Origin of the sequence: Phaeovulum veldkampii DSM 11550, from assembly GCF_003034995.1 — a bacterium.
Classification (GTDB): Bacteria; Pseudomonadota; Alphaproteobacteria; order Rhodobacterales; family Rhodobacteraceae; genus Phaeovulum; species Phaeovulum veldkampii.
This window is the reverse complement of sequence record NZ_PZKF01000026.1, coordinates 26,043-39,607: the sequence shown is the minus strand read 5'-3', so window position 1 is coordinate 39,607 and position 13,565 is coordinate 26,043. Positions and strand designations below refer to the sequence as shown.

Annotated in this window: 12 protein-coding genes, 1 tRNA gene and 2 pseudogenes; 6 read left to right on the top strand and 9 right to left on the bottom strand. The window is 63.3% G+C overall.

Annotated features, from left to right (window positions below; genetic code table 11):
* Nucleotides 1-7: 7 nt before the first annotated feature.
* The 5 genes and pseudogenes from C5F46_RS17375 to C5F46_RS16650 all read right to left on the bottom strand — a co-directional run bounded on the left by C5F46_RS17375 (nt 8) and on the right by C5F46_RS16650 (nt 4,460).
* Entirely contained in the window at nt 8-691 is a 684-nt protein-coding gene (locus tag C5F46_RS17375) for a hypothetical protein (protein WP_456238441.1), read from the bottom strand.
* Nucleotides 692-702: 11 nt separating this feature from the next.
* Nucleotides 703-2,079, bottom strand: a pseudogene (locus C5F46_RS11455) (UvrD-helicase domain-containing protein); the annotation flags it as partial.
* 16 nt (nt 2,080-2,095) lie between these two features.
* A complete protein-coding gene (locus C5F46_RS11450; protein WP_181317748.1) occupies nt 2,096-2,500 on the bottom strand; it encodes a hypothetical protein in 405 nt (134 codons plus the stop codon).
* Between the two features lie 372 nt (nt 2,501-2,872).
* Nucleotides 2,873-4,072 (bottom strand): Fic family protein, encoded by a 1,200-nt coding sequence (locus C5F46_RS11445; RefSeq protein ID WP_107325481.1) that lies wholly within the window; start codon nt 4,070-4,072, stop codon nt 2,873-2,875.
* 220 nt (nt 4,073-4,292) lie between these two features.
* Nucleotides 4,293-4,460 (bottom strand): hypothetical protein, encoded by a 168-nt coding sequence (locus C5F46_RS16650; RefSeq protein WP_168796882.1) that lies wholly within the window; start codon nt 4,458-4,460, stop codon nt 4,293-4,295.
* A 324-nt stretch (nt 4,461-4,784) separates the two neighbouring features.
* Between C5F46_RS16650 and C5F46_RS11440 the strand changes: the two genes are divergently transcribed.
* A complete protein-coding gene (locus tag C5F46_RS11440; protein ID WP_107325480.1) occupies nt 4,785-5,030 on the top strand; it encodes a helix-turn-helix domain-containing protein in 246 nt (81 codons plus the stop codon).
* The gene (locus tag C5F46_RS11435; protein ID WP_107325479.1) at nt 5,030-6,370 is read left to right on the top strand and encodes a type II toxin-antitoxin system HipA family toxin; all 1,341 of its coding nucleotides are present in this window, start codon (nt 5,030-5,032) and stop codon (nt 6,368-6,370) included. Before C5F46_RS11440 ends, C5F46_RS11435 begins: the two co-directional genes overlap by 1 nt.
* Nucleotides 6,371-6,430: 60 nt before the next feature.
* Here the strand turns inward: C5F46_RS11435 and C5F46_RS11430 are convergent, their stop codons facing one another.
* Nucleotides 6,431-6,703, bottom strand: a complete 273-nt coding sequence (locus C5F46_RS11430) for a hypothetical protein (protein WP_133618552.1) — start codon at nt 6,701-6,703, stop codon at nt 6,431-6,433.
* Nucleotides 6,704-6,853: 150 nt separating this feature from the next.
* Here C5F46_RS11430 and C5F46_RS11420 point away from each other — a divergent pair, with 150 nt between their 5' ends.
* A complete protein-coding gene (locus C5F46_RS11420) occupies nt 6,854-7,336 on the top strand; it encodes a tyrosine-type recombinase/integrase (RefSeq protein ID WP_107325477.1) in 483 nt (160 codons plus the stop codon).
* A 74-nt stretch (nt 7,337-7,410) separates the two neighbouring features.
* On the opposite strand, the gene C5F46_RS11415 is transcribed toward C5F46_RS11420, so the two are convergent.
* Nucleotides 7,411-7,484: transfer RNA gene (locus C5F46_RS11415), tRNA-Cys, on the bottom strand.
* 255 nt (nt 7,485-7,739) lie between these two features.
* On the opposite strand from C5F46_RS11415, the pseudogene C5F46_RS11410 reads away from it, so the two are divergent.
* From C5F46_RS11410 to C5F46_RS11400, 3 genes and pseudogenes are all read left to right on the top strand, one after another.
* A pseudogene (locus C5F46_RS11410) lies at nt 7,740-8,185 on the top strand (transposase domain-containing protein); the annotation flags it as partial.
* Between the two features lie 178 nt (nt 8,186-8,363).
* A complete protein-coding gene (locus C5F46_RS11405; protein WP_107325475.1) occupies nt 8,364-9,452 on the top strand; it encodes an NAD(P)/FAD-dependent oxidoreductase in 1,089 nt (362 codons plus the stop codon).
* 65 nt (nt 9,453-9,517) lie between these two features.
* Entirely contained in the window at nt 9,518-9,859 is a 342-nt protein-coding gene (locus tag C5F46_RS11400; protein ID WP_107325474.1) for a carboxymuconolactone decarboxylase family protein, read from the top strand.
* 51 nt (nt 9,860-9,910) lie between these two features.
* On the opposite strand, the gene C5F46_RS11395 is transcribed toward C5F46_RS11400, so the two are convergent.
* Complete coding sequence (locus C5F46_RS11395) at nt 9,911-12,397, bottom strand: GcvT family protein (RefSeq protein WP_107325473.1); 2,487 nt, start codon at nt 12,395-12,397, stop codon at nt 9,911-9,913.
* A 179-nt stretch (nt 12,398-12,576) separates the two neighbouring features.
* Nucleotides 12,577-13,563: a 2-hydroxyacid dehydrogenase gene (locus C5F46_RS11390; protein ID WP_107325472.1), complete on the bottom strand. Its 987-nt coding sequence runs from the start codon at nt 13,561-13,563 to the stop codon at nt 12,577-12,579.
* Nucleotides 13,564-13,565: the final 2 nt, after the last annotated feature.

Sequence of the window (13,565 nt, the reverse complement as noted above, 5' to 3'; positions counted from 1 at the left end):
ACCCCGATCAGATGCGCATTCTTGAGCCTATCCGCAGCGGCCGCGGTTCGAAATATGCCGTCTCGGGCGGCCCATGCGGCAGCGAGACCAAGGCGAAGGCTTTTCTAAAGGCGCATTTCCGTGACAAGAAATTCACGCGGGCAACACATAGCAGTTGGGCGCTGGTGAACGAGACCCGTACCGCTCTTATCTGGAGAGCTGCAGAGGCTGGAAACTGCGCGTTGCTTCGCTCCCCATGGGCCAGCGAACGGCAGCTACTGCCGATTTGCAGCACCTGCAATGCTGCAACATAAAAGTCCGGAACGCCCTCTTGCAAAGGCGACGGCCTGACCAACGTCCCCGGCCCGAAGCTGCTGGTTGGCCGTCCCGGCGCATGCCCGCCAAAGCGGCCGCTCGATGACGCCGCAGCAATATGTATGCCCAGCCCGTTGCCGTCGGTCGCACGGTGCGCGGCATGTCGCAAAAGGACACGCTCGCGTTTTCTATGTGTGCGACGAGCTTTGCTTGTCAGGACTCCGGCCGCGTTATCTTGCGCCCATTCGGCCAGCCATTCGATCGCATCGGGCACCGGGATCGTCTTCTTGCCCAACTCCCGCGCCAGATCGGCGATGCCCTCGGCGATCAGATCGACCCAGCGGCCGGGGCGTTCCTTGTTCAACACATCGAGCATGTCCTGAATGCCCAGCATCATCGCCGGGCGCTGTTCTGATCGTCGTCGCCCACGGCGAAAAGGCTCAGCCGTTGGTCGGGGTCGTCGAGCGAGCGCCCGGCCACGGCGGCGATCAGCGCATATTCGCCGGGGCCGATGTCCTGATACTCATCGACCAGGATCCAGCGATAGCCCTGAATGAGCGTCTCGCGCTGCGCCTCGGCCTCGGAGCGGCTCAGCCCCTCGCCGTTGATCTGGCGCACGGCCTCGTGAAGCACGGCGTCGAAATCGCGGGTCTCGGCGACCGTGCCGGTGAAACTTGCCCCCACGAGCCGCATCGCCAGCGCGTGACAGGTCGAAACGGTGACGCGGGCGGCATCCTCGCCGACCAGATGGCGCAGCCGGGCGCGGATTTCAGCCGCCGCATGGCGGTTGTAACTCAGCACCAGAATGCCGCGCGGATCCTCGCGCCGCACCCGCAGAAGATAGGCGATGCGATGCACGAGCACCCGCGTCTTGCCCGAGCCGGGACCGGCCAGCACCAGCACGTTGGTTTCCTCGCGGTCGTCGGTTACGATCTCTTGCTGCACCGGATTGCCAAGGTCATCGACGATCTGCTTCCACGCCCGGCCGGTGGTCTGGCGCCGCAACTCGACACCCCGCCCGGGCATCCAGCGCTGCAAGAACCGGTCCTGATCGAGGGCGAAATATTCCTCGGAAAGCCGCACCGCCTCACTGATCTGCGCCAGACCCTTTTCGGCATAGGCCGCCATCACATGGGTTTGCAGCGTCTGTTCGCGGTAATGTTCCTCGAGCGGCAGGAAGTCCTTTTTCGTGAAGCCCGCCCGCCCGGGGTTGAGATGGATCGTCATTGCCGAGCGAAACACCGTCAGCCCCTTGCCCAGCGTCAGCACCTGCTGCTCGTGCAGCCACAAAAGGGCGCGCTCCATCAGCTTGGTCATTTCCTTGACACCAGAGTCTTTCAAAAAGGCATCCCCGTTCAGCGCCGCAAGCATCAGCCCGATCGTGGTATCGACCTGAATATCCTTGCCGCGCGTGCCGGGGGGCACCTTAGAAATCAGGAAATCAAGGAGTTTTTCAGCCGCCATCCAGCGCAGCGCGGCGGTCTGCTCCACCACGCGCCACGAGCGTTGCAACGTCACCTCCAGCGTCTTGGCGGAAAGCTTGCGCAGCCGGATATTGCCCATGCCGCCGTCGCTGTCGCGTCCGTCGCGCGCGATGCTGCGCATGAGCCGGTCGATGCCGTGCGGGCTGGCATCTTCATGGCCATCGCCGCGCAGGATCTGGCTTGCCGCCGCCAGATCGAGGGGGGCGCCATCACCCACGCCGGCCTCGGGCGCCATCTCTCGCATCCGCGCGATCAGCGCCTTTTCCAGCCGCATCGCTTGACGCAGGCGACTGCGCCTTTGCTGCAAATGATGCATGTCAGAACCACGCCCAGGCTTCGGCCAACTTCTCGATCGCTGGCAAGGTAAGGTCGCCAAACTGCCCCTGGCCGCCGTCTGTCACAGGACGGCCGGTCAGGAAGCTCGCAAGGGAAGCCAGCAGGGAAACAGTGCGTGCCGGGCGGATATCCCAGTGTGTAAGTTGGCCGAGAGTGCCGTGCAAACGGTCCAAGGTTGCGGTCACCTGGGCAAACTCAGGGCGGATATTATGACGGTCGAGGTGACGTGTTTCCGCATAGGCTTGCGAGAGAAGCCGCGCCGCCTCCGTCTGATCTCCGATGATCTCAGCTCGCCCACCATCGTCGCGCACTGCAAGAAGGCGAGGCGGCAAGACGGTTGGGTCTTGAGGGCTGCCAGTACGCCCCCCAAGAAGCAGGATCGTCACGGGTTGCCGTGATGCAAGCAGGCATAGTTCTCGGCGCAAACAGATCGGACAAGACATGCGTGGGTCAGACACGGAGATCCTTGGAACACAAGACTACGGTGTCATTGGATGGTATTGGATGACACTTGTCCAGGCACTTGGTTTGTTTGGACAAATCGGTTGGAGCGTCCGGATCAGCCACCAATCCGCTCCAACGGCCTCCGAAAATACCGCTCCGCCCCACCGCCATCGCACAGGCCGGAGCACACAGCGCCATGACAGCCGCAGATGTCCAAGGAATCTCGAGTGTCTGTTTTCGTGAAGCTGCGCCGCAGCACCTGATAATCAAAGGAATGGCAGGTTTGGACCGTTGGCGTTGCTGACTGTTCAAATCTACCTTTCCGGGAACAACCCCGGCATCCAGTCGCTCGCCATCCTAGCCGGAAAGCTCAGCCGCAATGGTGCGCGTTGGGTGTCCGATTTCAGCGCCCCCACCGCCAGCAGTTCCGCCGTGACCTTTCGCGCCTGACGGTCGCTGACGCCGAGAAGGCCGGGCAGTGCTCCGCGTTCTACTTCGCCGGACATCAGTGCTTCGCGCATCACGGTATCTGCGCCTTTGGCCAGTGTGCCCTTGACCATCTCGCCTTTGCACCAGCTCATGATCCGCTCGCGCAGGCGCTGGGGTTGCATCAGAGTTTCTATGAAGCGGACCTGGTCGATGCAGGCGTCTAGGAAGAAGGTTGCGAATTCAGCCAAGCGCTGTTCGGAGAGGTTTCCCCGGCCGTCTGCGCCGCCGTGGCGGGGTTCGTCGGCGGCCATGAGGCGCTGTTTGTATTCGGCATCGCGCCGGGCAAGGCCCCGCGCAGCGGACCAGAGGCCATCGGAGCCGACGGTATCGCGCAGCATGGCATGGGCGACCATGCGCGATACGCGGCCATTGAGGTCGATGAACGGGTGGACCCAGACAAGGCGATGGTGGGCGCAAGCTGTGGCGATGATCGCGCCGCTTCGGCCCTGCAGCCCGTACATCTTGCGCATATGCGCCAGAAGGCGCGGCACAGCGCCGGGGCTTGGGGCGACGTGCTTGCCGACCTGGACAAAGTCCGTGCGGAATTCGCCGGGGACAATCGGAAGCTCTGATCCGTCCGGCCTGCGCACGACAAGCAGTTCCGGGGGCAGGTTCTGGCAGAAGCGCCTGTGGATTTCGCGCAGGCTCTCGGGCGCAAGCGGGTGGTCGGTCAGGCCGCCCGTGTCGATCCAACGCTGCACTTCGATGTGGGCGACGGCCTCAAGCTGCAGGTTCCGTTTCTCGGCGTCGGCGCTGAAGTCCTTGTTCAGGGCGCGCTCGATGTCGATCGGGTGGGTGTTGTGACCCTCGATCAGGTTTGAATAGTAGCAGTTCATCGATCTGACGAGATCGGCCAGCGGCGCGCGGATGCCTTCAGGCAAGGACGATCGGAGGCCTGACGACTGACTCGCCAGTTCGACGGCGAGGTCGTTCAGCGGCGCGCGATATCGTGACGCTTCTTCAGGGATAAGCGGTTCGACGATGGTGCTCGCTTCGCCCTTGTCGGCTATGGTGTCGGCTGACATGGTGTCCCTTGATGCAAGGTTTATGGCCCTGTTCGAGTTCCGGTTTATGTTCCGGGTTTGGAAGGGAGTTTAGCGTACTTAACATCAATAAAGTAGAGAAAAAATATGCCGTCATGTTGCAGAGAAAGCCTGTTATGTTCCGCTGTAAGTTCCGTTCTTAGTTCCGGTTCTTGGGTGACCCTAAAGCTCATGCCCCCAGTCCCGTTCCCTTAGCGCCGCCTCAGCCGTTCTTCGGCGCCTTCAACTCAGAAGACACGCGCGGGGACGCGCCGAAGACGGCTTCGTTCACCACGGCAAGAATACACTTCGAAAGGTGTTCACCGGCAAACTGCCCGATAACGTGGGCTTCCTTTTCAAGCTGCTTGCAGTGCGGGGACGCCAGACGCATGAGAAGCGCGCCGAAGGTGCCCTTTTCCCGTCCCGCCTTCGCCCCGGCAGATGACTGCCGTTCCCGGCTTTTCGCCGGGGCGCTGGACCATGTGGGCCATCCACAGGATAAGCCACTAGTACTTCGCTTCTGCGTGCAAATCAACACTATGGGGCGAACGGATCGGACATTTTCAGCGGAAATGTCCTGCCTGCGGCGGAGGAAAGCCCGGGCTGGTGATTTGAAAGGTTTGCGCTTTGATTTTCGCCTTAGCGTAAAAATCGAAAATTTACGTTGAGGCGTAATTCATTTTGATTTACGCTTTGCCGTAAAAGGAGCCACATCATGGACCTCTCAGCCAGAACTGCCGAACAGATCGGTGAAGCGATCCGGCGCGCGCGCAAGGCGCGTGGCTGGACGCAGGGCGATATCAGCGCGCGCACCAACCTGCGCGTGGCGACGATTTCGTCGCTGGAAAACGGCGATGCGGGCACCAAGCTGGCGACACTTTTGGCCGTGATGACCGCGCTCGGGCTGGAGTTTCGACTGGTCGACCGCGGTGGCTCGGTCGAGATTGAGGATATCTTCTGATGGCGAAACGCGGGCGCAGCGGCACGATGCAGGTGCTTCTGAACGGGCGACTGGTGGGGCATCTGCGCCTTGCCAGTTCTGGCGCGATCAGCTTTGCCTATGATCCGACCTGGCTGGCGTGGGAACATGCCATGCCGACCTCACTCTCGCTGCCCCTGCGCGAAGAGGCGCATCAGGGCGCGCCGGTCATCGCCTATCTGGAAAACCTGCTGCCCGACAATCAGGCGATCCGTGAGCGTGTGGCGGCGCGGGTGCGCGCGGGCGGCACCGATGCGTGGGCTTTGCTGGAGAAGATCGGGCGCGACTGCGTGGGGGCGTTGCAATTCGTCTCGGGTGAAGTGCCCGAGGCGGGCGGGCTGGAGGGCGAGCCGGTGACGGAGGCCCAGATCGCCGCCCTGCTGCGCAATCTGGCGAGCGCCCCGCTTGGCCTCGACGAGGACGACGATTTCCGCATTTCCATTGCGGGCGCGCAGGAGAAAACCGCGCTTTTACGCCACAACGGCGAATGGGTCCGGCCCTCGGGTCTGACACCCACGACCCATATTCTGAAGACCCAGCTTGGCGTGCTGCCGAACGGGATCAACCTGTCGGATAGCGTGGAAAACGAATTCTTCTGTATGAGCTTTTGCCGCGCTATGGGGGCGGATGTGGCCGAGGTCGAGATCGTCGATTTCGAGGATGTGCGCAGCCTTGTGGTGACGCGGTTTGACCGGCGCTGGACCGCTGACGGGCGGCTGATCCGCCTGCCGCAGGAGGATTTCTGTCAGGCGCTTTCGGTGCCGCCCAGCCAGAAATATCAGATGGACGGCGGGCCGGGGATCACCGAGGGCATCGGCCTTCTGGCGGGCAGCGATGACGCGCTGGCCGATCAGCGCGCCTTCTTTCGCGCACAGGTGCTGTTCTGGCTCTTGGGCGCGACGGACGGCCACGCCAAGAATTTCAGCATCGCGCTGCGCCCCGGCGGCTTCCGCATGACGCCGCTCTACGATGTGCTGAGCGCGCAAAAGGCCGTGGATGAGGGGCAGATCCGTCAGAACCGGATGCGCCTCGCCATGGCGGTAGATGGGCATTACCGGATCAATGAGGTGGTGCCGCGTCACTTCCTGCAAGCCGCCAAGGCGGCGGGGTTCGGCGTGGCGCTGGCGGAAGAGGTGCTAGCGCACGCTGCGGAGCGGGTTGAGGGGGCGCTGGAGGAAACGCAAGCCTCTCTGGCCGAGGGTTTTCCGACCGCACTGGCAGAGGTCGTCGCTGATGGCATTCGGGCGCGGGCAGCGAGCCTTGACCTGCAGACAGCGTCAGGTGGGGCCGAATGTGCAACGGGAGCCGGAAAATCCACATGAGCGAGACGCCAAGTATCGAGCGATTGCGGGGTTTCAGGCGGGCTGCGGAGATTATAGGGCCTATCCTCCGCACCAGATGCGGAGAATGGCGGGGCACTCGACGCCTTCTGCCGTTCCTAGAGGTTTCTCGAAGACCCGCCCGAGGTTCCTGTAGCCCAGGCTATCGACGGTGATGTTGCCACACGCGCAAGACCCCATGCCCTTGATCGCCCCTTTCGGCGCTTTGGCGGCATAGTGCCAGCTCTCCGCAATGGTGCCGCAGAGCGTGCATTTCATGCAGAATGGCTTGTTTTCACCCGAAAGCGAGGGGCTGGGGTCAGGGTTACGGGTCATTTGCGCATCAATTCGGGGCATTCTCTCGGGTCGAAAGGGTGCTTGCCGTCCTTGTCAGCGCGCCATGAGTCGCCGAATTGCTTTTCATGAGGCGCGTCATTTGCGGTCTGGTCGATCTGGTTCAGGGCGCGGCGTGCCCGGCGGTGTTCGATGGCCTTGAACGCCTTGTCGCTTGGGGCTTTTGTCACGCCGATGATCGGGGTTTTACGGTGGGAACGGGACATTCGGATTCGCGTGCGCACGAATAAGCGCAAGCGCCCAGCAACCATTCCCGTCACGCCAGAGATGGCCGCTGTGCTCGACGCAACCCCACGTGACCGCATGCTGATTTTGGTAAATGCTTCTGGAAAGCCACTGACCCCACATCGGGCGTCCGAAGGTCTACGCCAATGGCGCGACAAGGCCGGGTTGACGCCCGCTGCGCTGGGTTACGACCTTCGCCTTCAGGATGCGAGAGGAACGGCCGCCACGCGCTTGCTCAACGCCGACGTTGCGCTGGCGAGGATTGCCGAGGTGATGGGTTGGAGCGTTCGGCACGCAGCAGCGGTGATCGAACACTATGCGATGGTCTCGACCGATGAATCAGATGCCGTTCTGGCCAGGCTTGCGCAGGCCAAGGAGGTCACGCAGTGAACAAAATTGTAAACGCAACTGTAAACGGCCGGGCCGTTTTCTGAGTAGGAGAAGCGCAAGTGATTGAAAAGATTTGGAGGCGGGTACCGGAATCGAACCGGTCTTCACGGATTTGCAATCCGCTGCGTAACCTCTCCGCCAACCCGCCTCGCTGATTGAACTCACTAGATTTTTCGCGCGCCACGGTCAAGCGGTTATCACTCCGGTTATCCCGTTCGTGTTTTGGCTCCGTTCAGTGTCGCTTCTTCCGCGCTTGACGTGCCCGCATGACCTGCCGGGCCTCGCCTGCGCAGTTGCGGACAATCGCCTTGGTGACACGACCTGAATAGAACATGATTTCATCGCAATCACAGCCCACCCAAGCCATATCCATCAGGCTGCAATAGCGTAGCGCCTGAAGATCATTGGCGGCGGGGGCGAGGTATTAGCGTACTATCAGCTTGACCTCTGCTATGCGGCGACCGAAGCCGCCCGAACGGCTGCCGAGACTGCGCGCATCGAGGCGGAAACGCGCCTTGCCGCGGTCGAGAAGGCGCGCGCCGGGCTGGAGCGATTGCTCTCGCAGATGCGCCGCGATGCGTTCGGCGCGAAGCCCGAGACGCATGACCCCGACCAGCACCACCTGCCGTTCGAGGATGTCGAAGCCGCCGCCGGGATGCAGGCCGCAACCGGCGAAGCGTCCTGGAAGATGGTTGCCCCTCGGAAATCGCCCTTCCCGCCGCTGCGACGTCGCAGGGACAACCTTCCCCCACATCTGCCCCGGATCGAACAGGTCATCGAACCGGTCAGCAGCTTGGCCCCTGTAGCTGCGGCGCGATGCAAAGGGTTGGCCAACCCGGTCATGATCGTGGACTGCCGTGTCGAATGTGCGTTTCGACCGCCCTTCCCGCGCGCCCCACAGAAACGACCGCTGCAAATCAAAACATTGTAAATATTTCAAAAATCTCGACAGACAGTCGTTTAATCGGCTGAATTCGGTATTGTGGCCCCCTTTTCCTTGCCGGGCGCCCGTGCCACTCTCGCGGCCATGACACAGGACTTTTGCATTATTGGTGGCGGCATTGCGGGCATCTCGGCCGCAGCCCGTCTGTCGTATCTGGGCCGGGTCACGCTGATCGAGACCGAACCACATCTGGCCTATCACGCCTCGGGGCGATCAGCGGCCCTATTCGAGCCGCGTTATGGCGCAGCCCCGGTGGTGGCGCTGTCCTACGCCTCCGAGGATCATCACCGCCATGCCAATGGTGGCGTGCTGTCGCCGCGCGGCATGATGATCGTGGAAAAGGCAGGCCGGCGGGATGTCTTTGACCACGACCTTGAGGCCATGAACCTGCACGAAATTTCGGTGCCCGAGGCACGGGCGATCGTGCCCGTCCTGAACCCGGCGACGGTGGCCTATGCCGCCCATGCCGATCACGCATGGGACATTGATACCGACCGCCTGATCCAGAATTTCGCACGTGAGGCGCGGGCCAATGGTGCACAGATCATGACCGGCCAGCGCGCCACGGCGATTGCGCGCACCGCTACCGGCTGGGCCATAACCACCGCCATCACCACGCATGAGGCGCGGGTTCTGGTCAATGCCGCAGGCCCCTGGGTCGATGAAATCGCCTGCATGGCCGGGCTGCCTCCCCTTGGGTTCACCGCGTTTCGCAGGTCGATGGCGCGCATTTCGGCGCCGGGCGGGCATGATGTCAGCCGCTGGCCCATGATCTTTGGCGCCGGCGAAAGCTGGTATGCCAAACCCGATGCGGGCGCGCTGATCGTCTCGCCTGCAGAGGAAGACCCGATGGCGCCGCATGACGCCTGGGCCGATGACATGGTGCTGGCCGAGGGCCTTGCCCGCTATGAAGACATGATGAGCGAACCTGTCACCCGGATGATTTCGAACTGGGCGGGGCTGCGCACATTCGCGCCCGACCGGGTGCTGGTGATCGGCCCGGCGCCGCAAGACCCCGCCTTCTTCTGGCTGGCGGGCCAGGGCGGCTATGGCTTTCAGACCGCGCCGGGGGCCAGCCAGCTGGCTGCCGACCTGATCGCGGGGCGGCCCCCCGCGCTGGAAGAAAAAACCGTCACGGCCCTCTCCCCGGCGCGGTTTTCGACCCTATCTTGAGCCTCAAGCGAGAATGCTGCATAGCAGCATGACCGGCCCCGACCCCGAGGACACAGGAGAACAGCATGAGCTATTCGGAAAAAATCAATGAGATGCGCGATGAACTGCGCGAGCTTTACAAGGCCGCACCCGATGCGACCAAAGGCTTTGGCGGCCTGTCAAAAGCGGTGAAGGACAATGGTCCGCTGGACGTGAAGCAAAAGGAATTCATCGCGCTGGGCATGGCATTGGTGCTGCGCTGCGAACCCTGCATCAACTTCCACGTCGAGGCGCTGATGAAGGCGGGCGCCACCCGCGAGGAACTGGCCGATGTGCTGGGCATGGCGATCCAGATGGGCGGTGGCCCCGGCCTGATGTATGCGGGCCACGCGCTGGCCTGCTGGGATGAACTGGCCGCAAAGGCCTGATTTCCCGACACGACAACAAAGGCCCGCCAGTTCTGGCGGGCCTTTTCATGATCAGCCGTCGGCCCGGATGCGGGCGTTGGCCGGGTCGTGCGGGCTGTCTTCGGTGATGACGGCGTCCCACAACTGGCGCAGCATCCGCACCTGCAACCGGGTGCCGGGGGCCGCCAGATCGGGGCGCACATAGCCCATGCCGATCTGTTTTTCAAAGGCCACCGAATAGCCGCCCGAGGTCAGGCGCCCCACCGTTTCCCCGTTCAGAACGAGGGCCTCCTTGCCCCAGGCGTCGGCGTCGGCAGGCCCGTCGATCAACAGCGTCACGCAGCGCGAGCGGATGCCGGTTGCCAGCATCGCGGCCTTGCCCTGAAACGCCTTGCCCAGATCGACAAACCGGTCCAGCCCCGCCTCCAGCGGCGTGGCGTCGCGGCCCAGTTCCGAGCCAAAGGCGCGGTAGGATTTTTCCTGCCGCAGCCAGTTCTGCGCCCGCGCGCCGACCAGTCTCAGCCCGTGATCCTCACCTGCCTCGATCAGCCGGTCCCAGAGGTAGGTCTGCATCTCGATCGGGTGGTGCAATTCCCACCCCAGTTCGCCGGTATAGGCCACACGAATGGCGCGCACCGGGCACATGCCCAGTTCGATGCTGCGCATCGACAGCCACGGGAACCGCTTGTTGCCCAGCACCGTGTCGGGGTCGGCGTCCTTCACCAACTCACGCAGAATCGCGCGGCTGTTCGGCCCGGCCAGCGCAAAGACTCCCCACTGGGTGGTCACATCGTGAATGTCGATATAGCCGAAATCCGACATCCGGTCTTCCGCGCACTTGCGCAGATAGTCGCCATCATAAGCTGACCACGCCCCGGCCGAGATCAGATAATATTCATTTTCCGACAATCGGACGGTGGTGTATTCGGTGCGCGTGGTGCCGGCCGGCGTCAGCGCATAGGTCAGGTTGATACGCCCCATGGCGGGCAGTCTGTTGGTGGTGAACCAGTCCAGAAAGGCAGTGGCGCCGGGGCCGCGCACCAGATGCTTGGTGAAGGCGGTAGCGTCGATCAGGCCCGCGGTTTCGCGGATGGCCTTTGCCTCCTCGACCGCATAGGACCACCAACCGCCGCGCCTGAAACTGCGCGAATGGTGATCGTCAAACCCGAAGGGGGCGTAGTAATTCGGCCGCTCCCAGCCATTCACCTGCCCGAACTGCGCGCCCGCCGCCGCCTGCCGGTCATAGGCCGGGCTGGTGCGCAGCGGGCGGCAGGCTTCTCGTTCCTCATCGGGGTGGTGCAGGATGAAGACATGCTCATAACATTCCTCATTCTTGCGCGCGGCATATTCGGTCGTCATCCAGTCGCCATAGCGACGCGGATCAAGGCTGGCCATGTCGATCTCGGCCTCGCCTTCGATCATCATCTGGGCGAGGTAATGGCCGGTGCCGCCCGCCGCCGTAATGCCAAAGCTGAACCCTTCCGCGATCCACATGTTGCGCAGGCCCGGCACCGGGCCGACCAGCGGGTTGCCGTCGGGGGTGTAGCAGATCGGGCCGTTGAAATCGTCTTTCAGCCCCACGGTTTCCGACGACGGCAGCCGGTGGATCATGCTGAGATATTCAATCTCGATCCGGTCGAGATCGAGCGGGAACAGATCGGCGCGGAAAGTTTCGGGCACGTCATAAAGGAACCGCGCCGGCGCCCCGCATTCGTAGGGGCCCAGAATCCAGCCGCCGCGTTCTTCGCGCACATACCATTTGGCATCGGCGTCGCGCAGCACGGGGTGTTCGGGGTTTGTCTTGCGCCACTCGACGAGCGCCGGGTCCGGTTCGGTCACGATAAACTGGTGTTCCACCGGAATAGCCGGGATCTTGGCGCCCAGCAGCCGCGCCGTGCGCTGCGCGTGGTTGCCGGTCGCGGTGACGACATGTTCGGCGCAGATCTCGAATGTGTCGTCAGAGGGCACCAGATTACCGCCGCGGTCAACCATCCGGCAGCAGGTGACGACCCATTCCGACCCCGTCCAGCGGTAGCCGTTGACCTGCACCTTGCGTTCGATCTGCACCCCGCGCTGGCGCGCCCCCTTGGCCATGGCCTGGGTCACATCGGCGGGGTTGATGTAGCCGTCCTGGGGATGAAACAGCGCGCCTTTCAGATCTTCGGTGCGCACCAGCGGCCAGCGGTCGCGGATCTGCGCCGGCGTCAGGAATTCGTGATGGACGCCCGCGGTTTCGGCCACGCTGGAATACAGCATGTATTCATCCATCCGTCCCTGCGTCTGCGCCATGCGCAGGTTGCCCACCACCGCAAAGCCCGCGTTCAGCCCGGTTTCGGCCTCCAGCGTCTTGTAGAAATCGACGCTGTATTTGTGGATATGGGTCGTGGCGTAGGACATGTTGAACAGCGGCAACAGCCCCGCCGCGTGCCAGGTGGAGCCGGAGGTCAGCTCGTCGCGCTCCACCAGCATCGTGTCCCAGCCGGCCTTGGCCAGATGATAGGCGATCCCGCAGCCAACGGCGCCACCGCCGACGACAAGGGCTTTGACATGGGTTTTCATCGGCCGACTCCTGCTGCGGTGTGTTGAAACCTGTGTGCCAGAGCGGGCAAAGCCGGGAAAGGTTGGCCCGACGCTATAAGGGGGGAAAACGACATGGCCGCGCGGCGGGCGGCAGGCGCCGGGGGTTTTCCACCCCCGGACCCCCCGGAGGATATTTCAGCAACGAGAAGCGGGCGGCCCTACATCACCCCCGGCACCACCAGATCGGGCGGGCGGTGACCATCGGCAAAGGTCTTGATGTTGATGATGACCTTTTCACCCATCTCAACCCGGCCTTCGACGGTGGCCGAGCCCATATGCGGCAAGAGCACCACATTCGGCAGTTCGCGCAGGCGGGGGTTGATCTCGTGACCATGCTCGAACACGTCAAGGCCGGCGCCCGCAATCTCGCCGGCGCGGATCATGCGCGTCAGCGCGTTTTCGTCGATCACCTCGCCCCGCGAGGTGTTCACGATCACCGCAGAGGGCTTCATCAGCTTGAGCCGCCGCGCGTTCATCAGATGGAAGGTGGAGGGCGTGTGCGGGCAATTGATCGACAGCACATCGACCCGGCTGACCATCTGATCAAGGCTTTCCCACCACGTCGCCTCGACCTCGGCCTCGATCTCGGGACGCAGGCGGCGGCGGTTGTGGTAATGCACCTGCATCCCGAAAGCGCGGGCGCGGCGCGCCACCGCCTGACCGATCCGGCCCATGCCGAGAATGCCCAGACGGCGCCCGCCGACGCGCCCCCCCATGAAGGCAGTGGGCGACCAGCCCTGCCATTGGCCCGATTGCATCAGCGCCATCCCTTCGGGGATGCGGCGAGTGACGCCAAGGATCAGCGCCATGGTCATGTCGGCAGTGTCTTCGGTGACGACGCCGGGGGTATTGGAGACCAGCACCCCGCGCTGGCGGGCCGAGGCCACGTCGATATGGTCGATCCCGGCGCCATAATTGGCGATCAGCTTCAGCTTGTCACCGGCTTGCGCCAGCAGCGCGGCGTCGATCGGGTCGGTCACGCAGGGCACCAGCACATCGGCCCGGCGCATCGCCGCGGCCAGTTCGTCACGGCTCATGCGGATGTCGTTTTCACGCAGTTCGACATCGAACAATTCCTTCATCCGGGTCTCGACAACCTCGGGCAACCGTCGCGTCAGGACAACACTCAGGCGCGGTGCGGGCATGA

Coding starts and splice junctions, on each gene's coding strand:
- C5F46_RS17375 (WP_456238441.1), bottom strand. CDS start 691: ATGATGCTGGGCATTCAGGACATGCTCGATGTGTTGAACAAGGAACGC.
- C5F46_RS11445 (WP_107325481.1), bottom strand. CDS start 4,072: ATGTCAGCCGACACCATAGCCGACAAGGGCGAAGCGAGCACCATCGTC.
- C5F46_RS16650 (WP_168796882.1), bottom strand. CDS start 4,460: ATGCGTCTGGCGTCCCCGCACTGCAAGCAGCTTGAAAAGGAAGCCCAC.
- C5F46_RS11440 (WP_107325480.1), top strand. CDS start 4,785: ATGGACCTCTCAGCCAGAACTGCCGAACAGATCGGTGAAGCGATCCGG.
- C5F46_RS11435 (WP_107325479.1), top strand. CDS start 5,030: ATGGCGAAACGCGGGCGCAGCGGCACGATGCAGGTGCTTCTGAACGGG.
- C5F46_RS11430 (WP_133618552.1), bottom strand. CDS start 6,703: ATGACCCGTAACCCTGACCCCAGCCCCTCGCTTTCGGGTGAAAACAAG.
- C5F46_RS11420 (WP_107325477.1), top strand. CDS start 6,854: ATGGCCTTGAACGCCTTGTCGCTTGGGGCTTTTGTCACGCCGATGATC.
- C5F46_RS11405 (WP_107325475.1), top strand. CDS start 8,364: ATGACACAGGACTTTTGCATTATTGGTGGCGGCATTGCGGGCATCTCG.
- C5F46_RS11400 (WP_107325474.1), top strand. CDS start 9,518: ATGAGCTATTCGGAAAAAATCAATGAGATGCGCGATGAACTGCGCGAG.
- C5F46_RS11395 (WP_107325473.1), bottom strand. CDS start 12,397: ATGAAAACCCATGTCAAAGCCCTTGTCGTCGGCGGTGGCGCCGTTGGC.
- C5F46_RS11390 (WP_107325472.1), bottom strand. CDS start 13,563: ATGCCCGCACCGCGCCTGAGTGTTGTCCTGACGCGACGGTTGCCCGAG.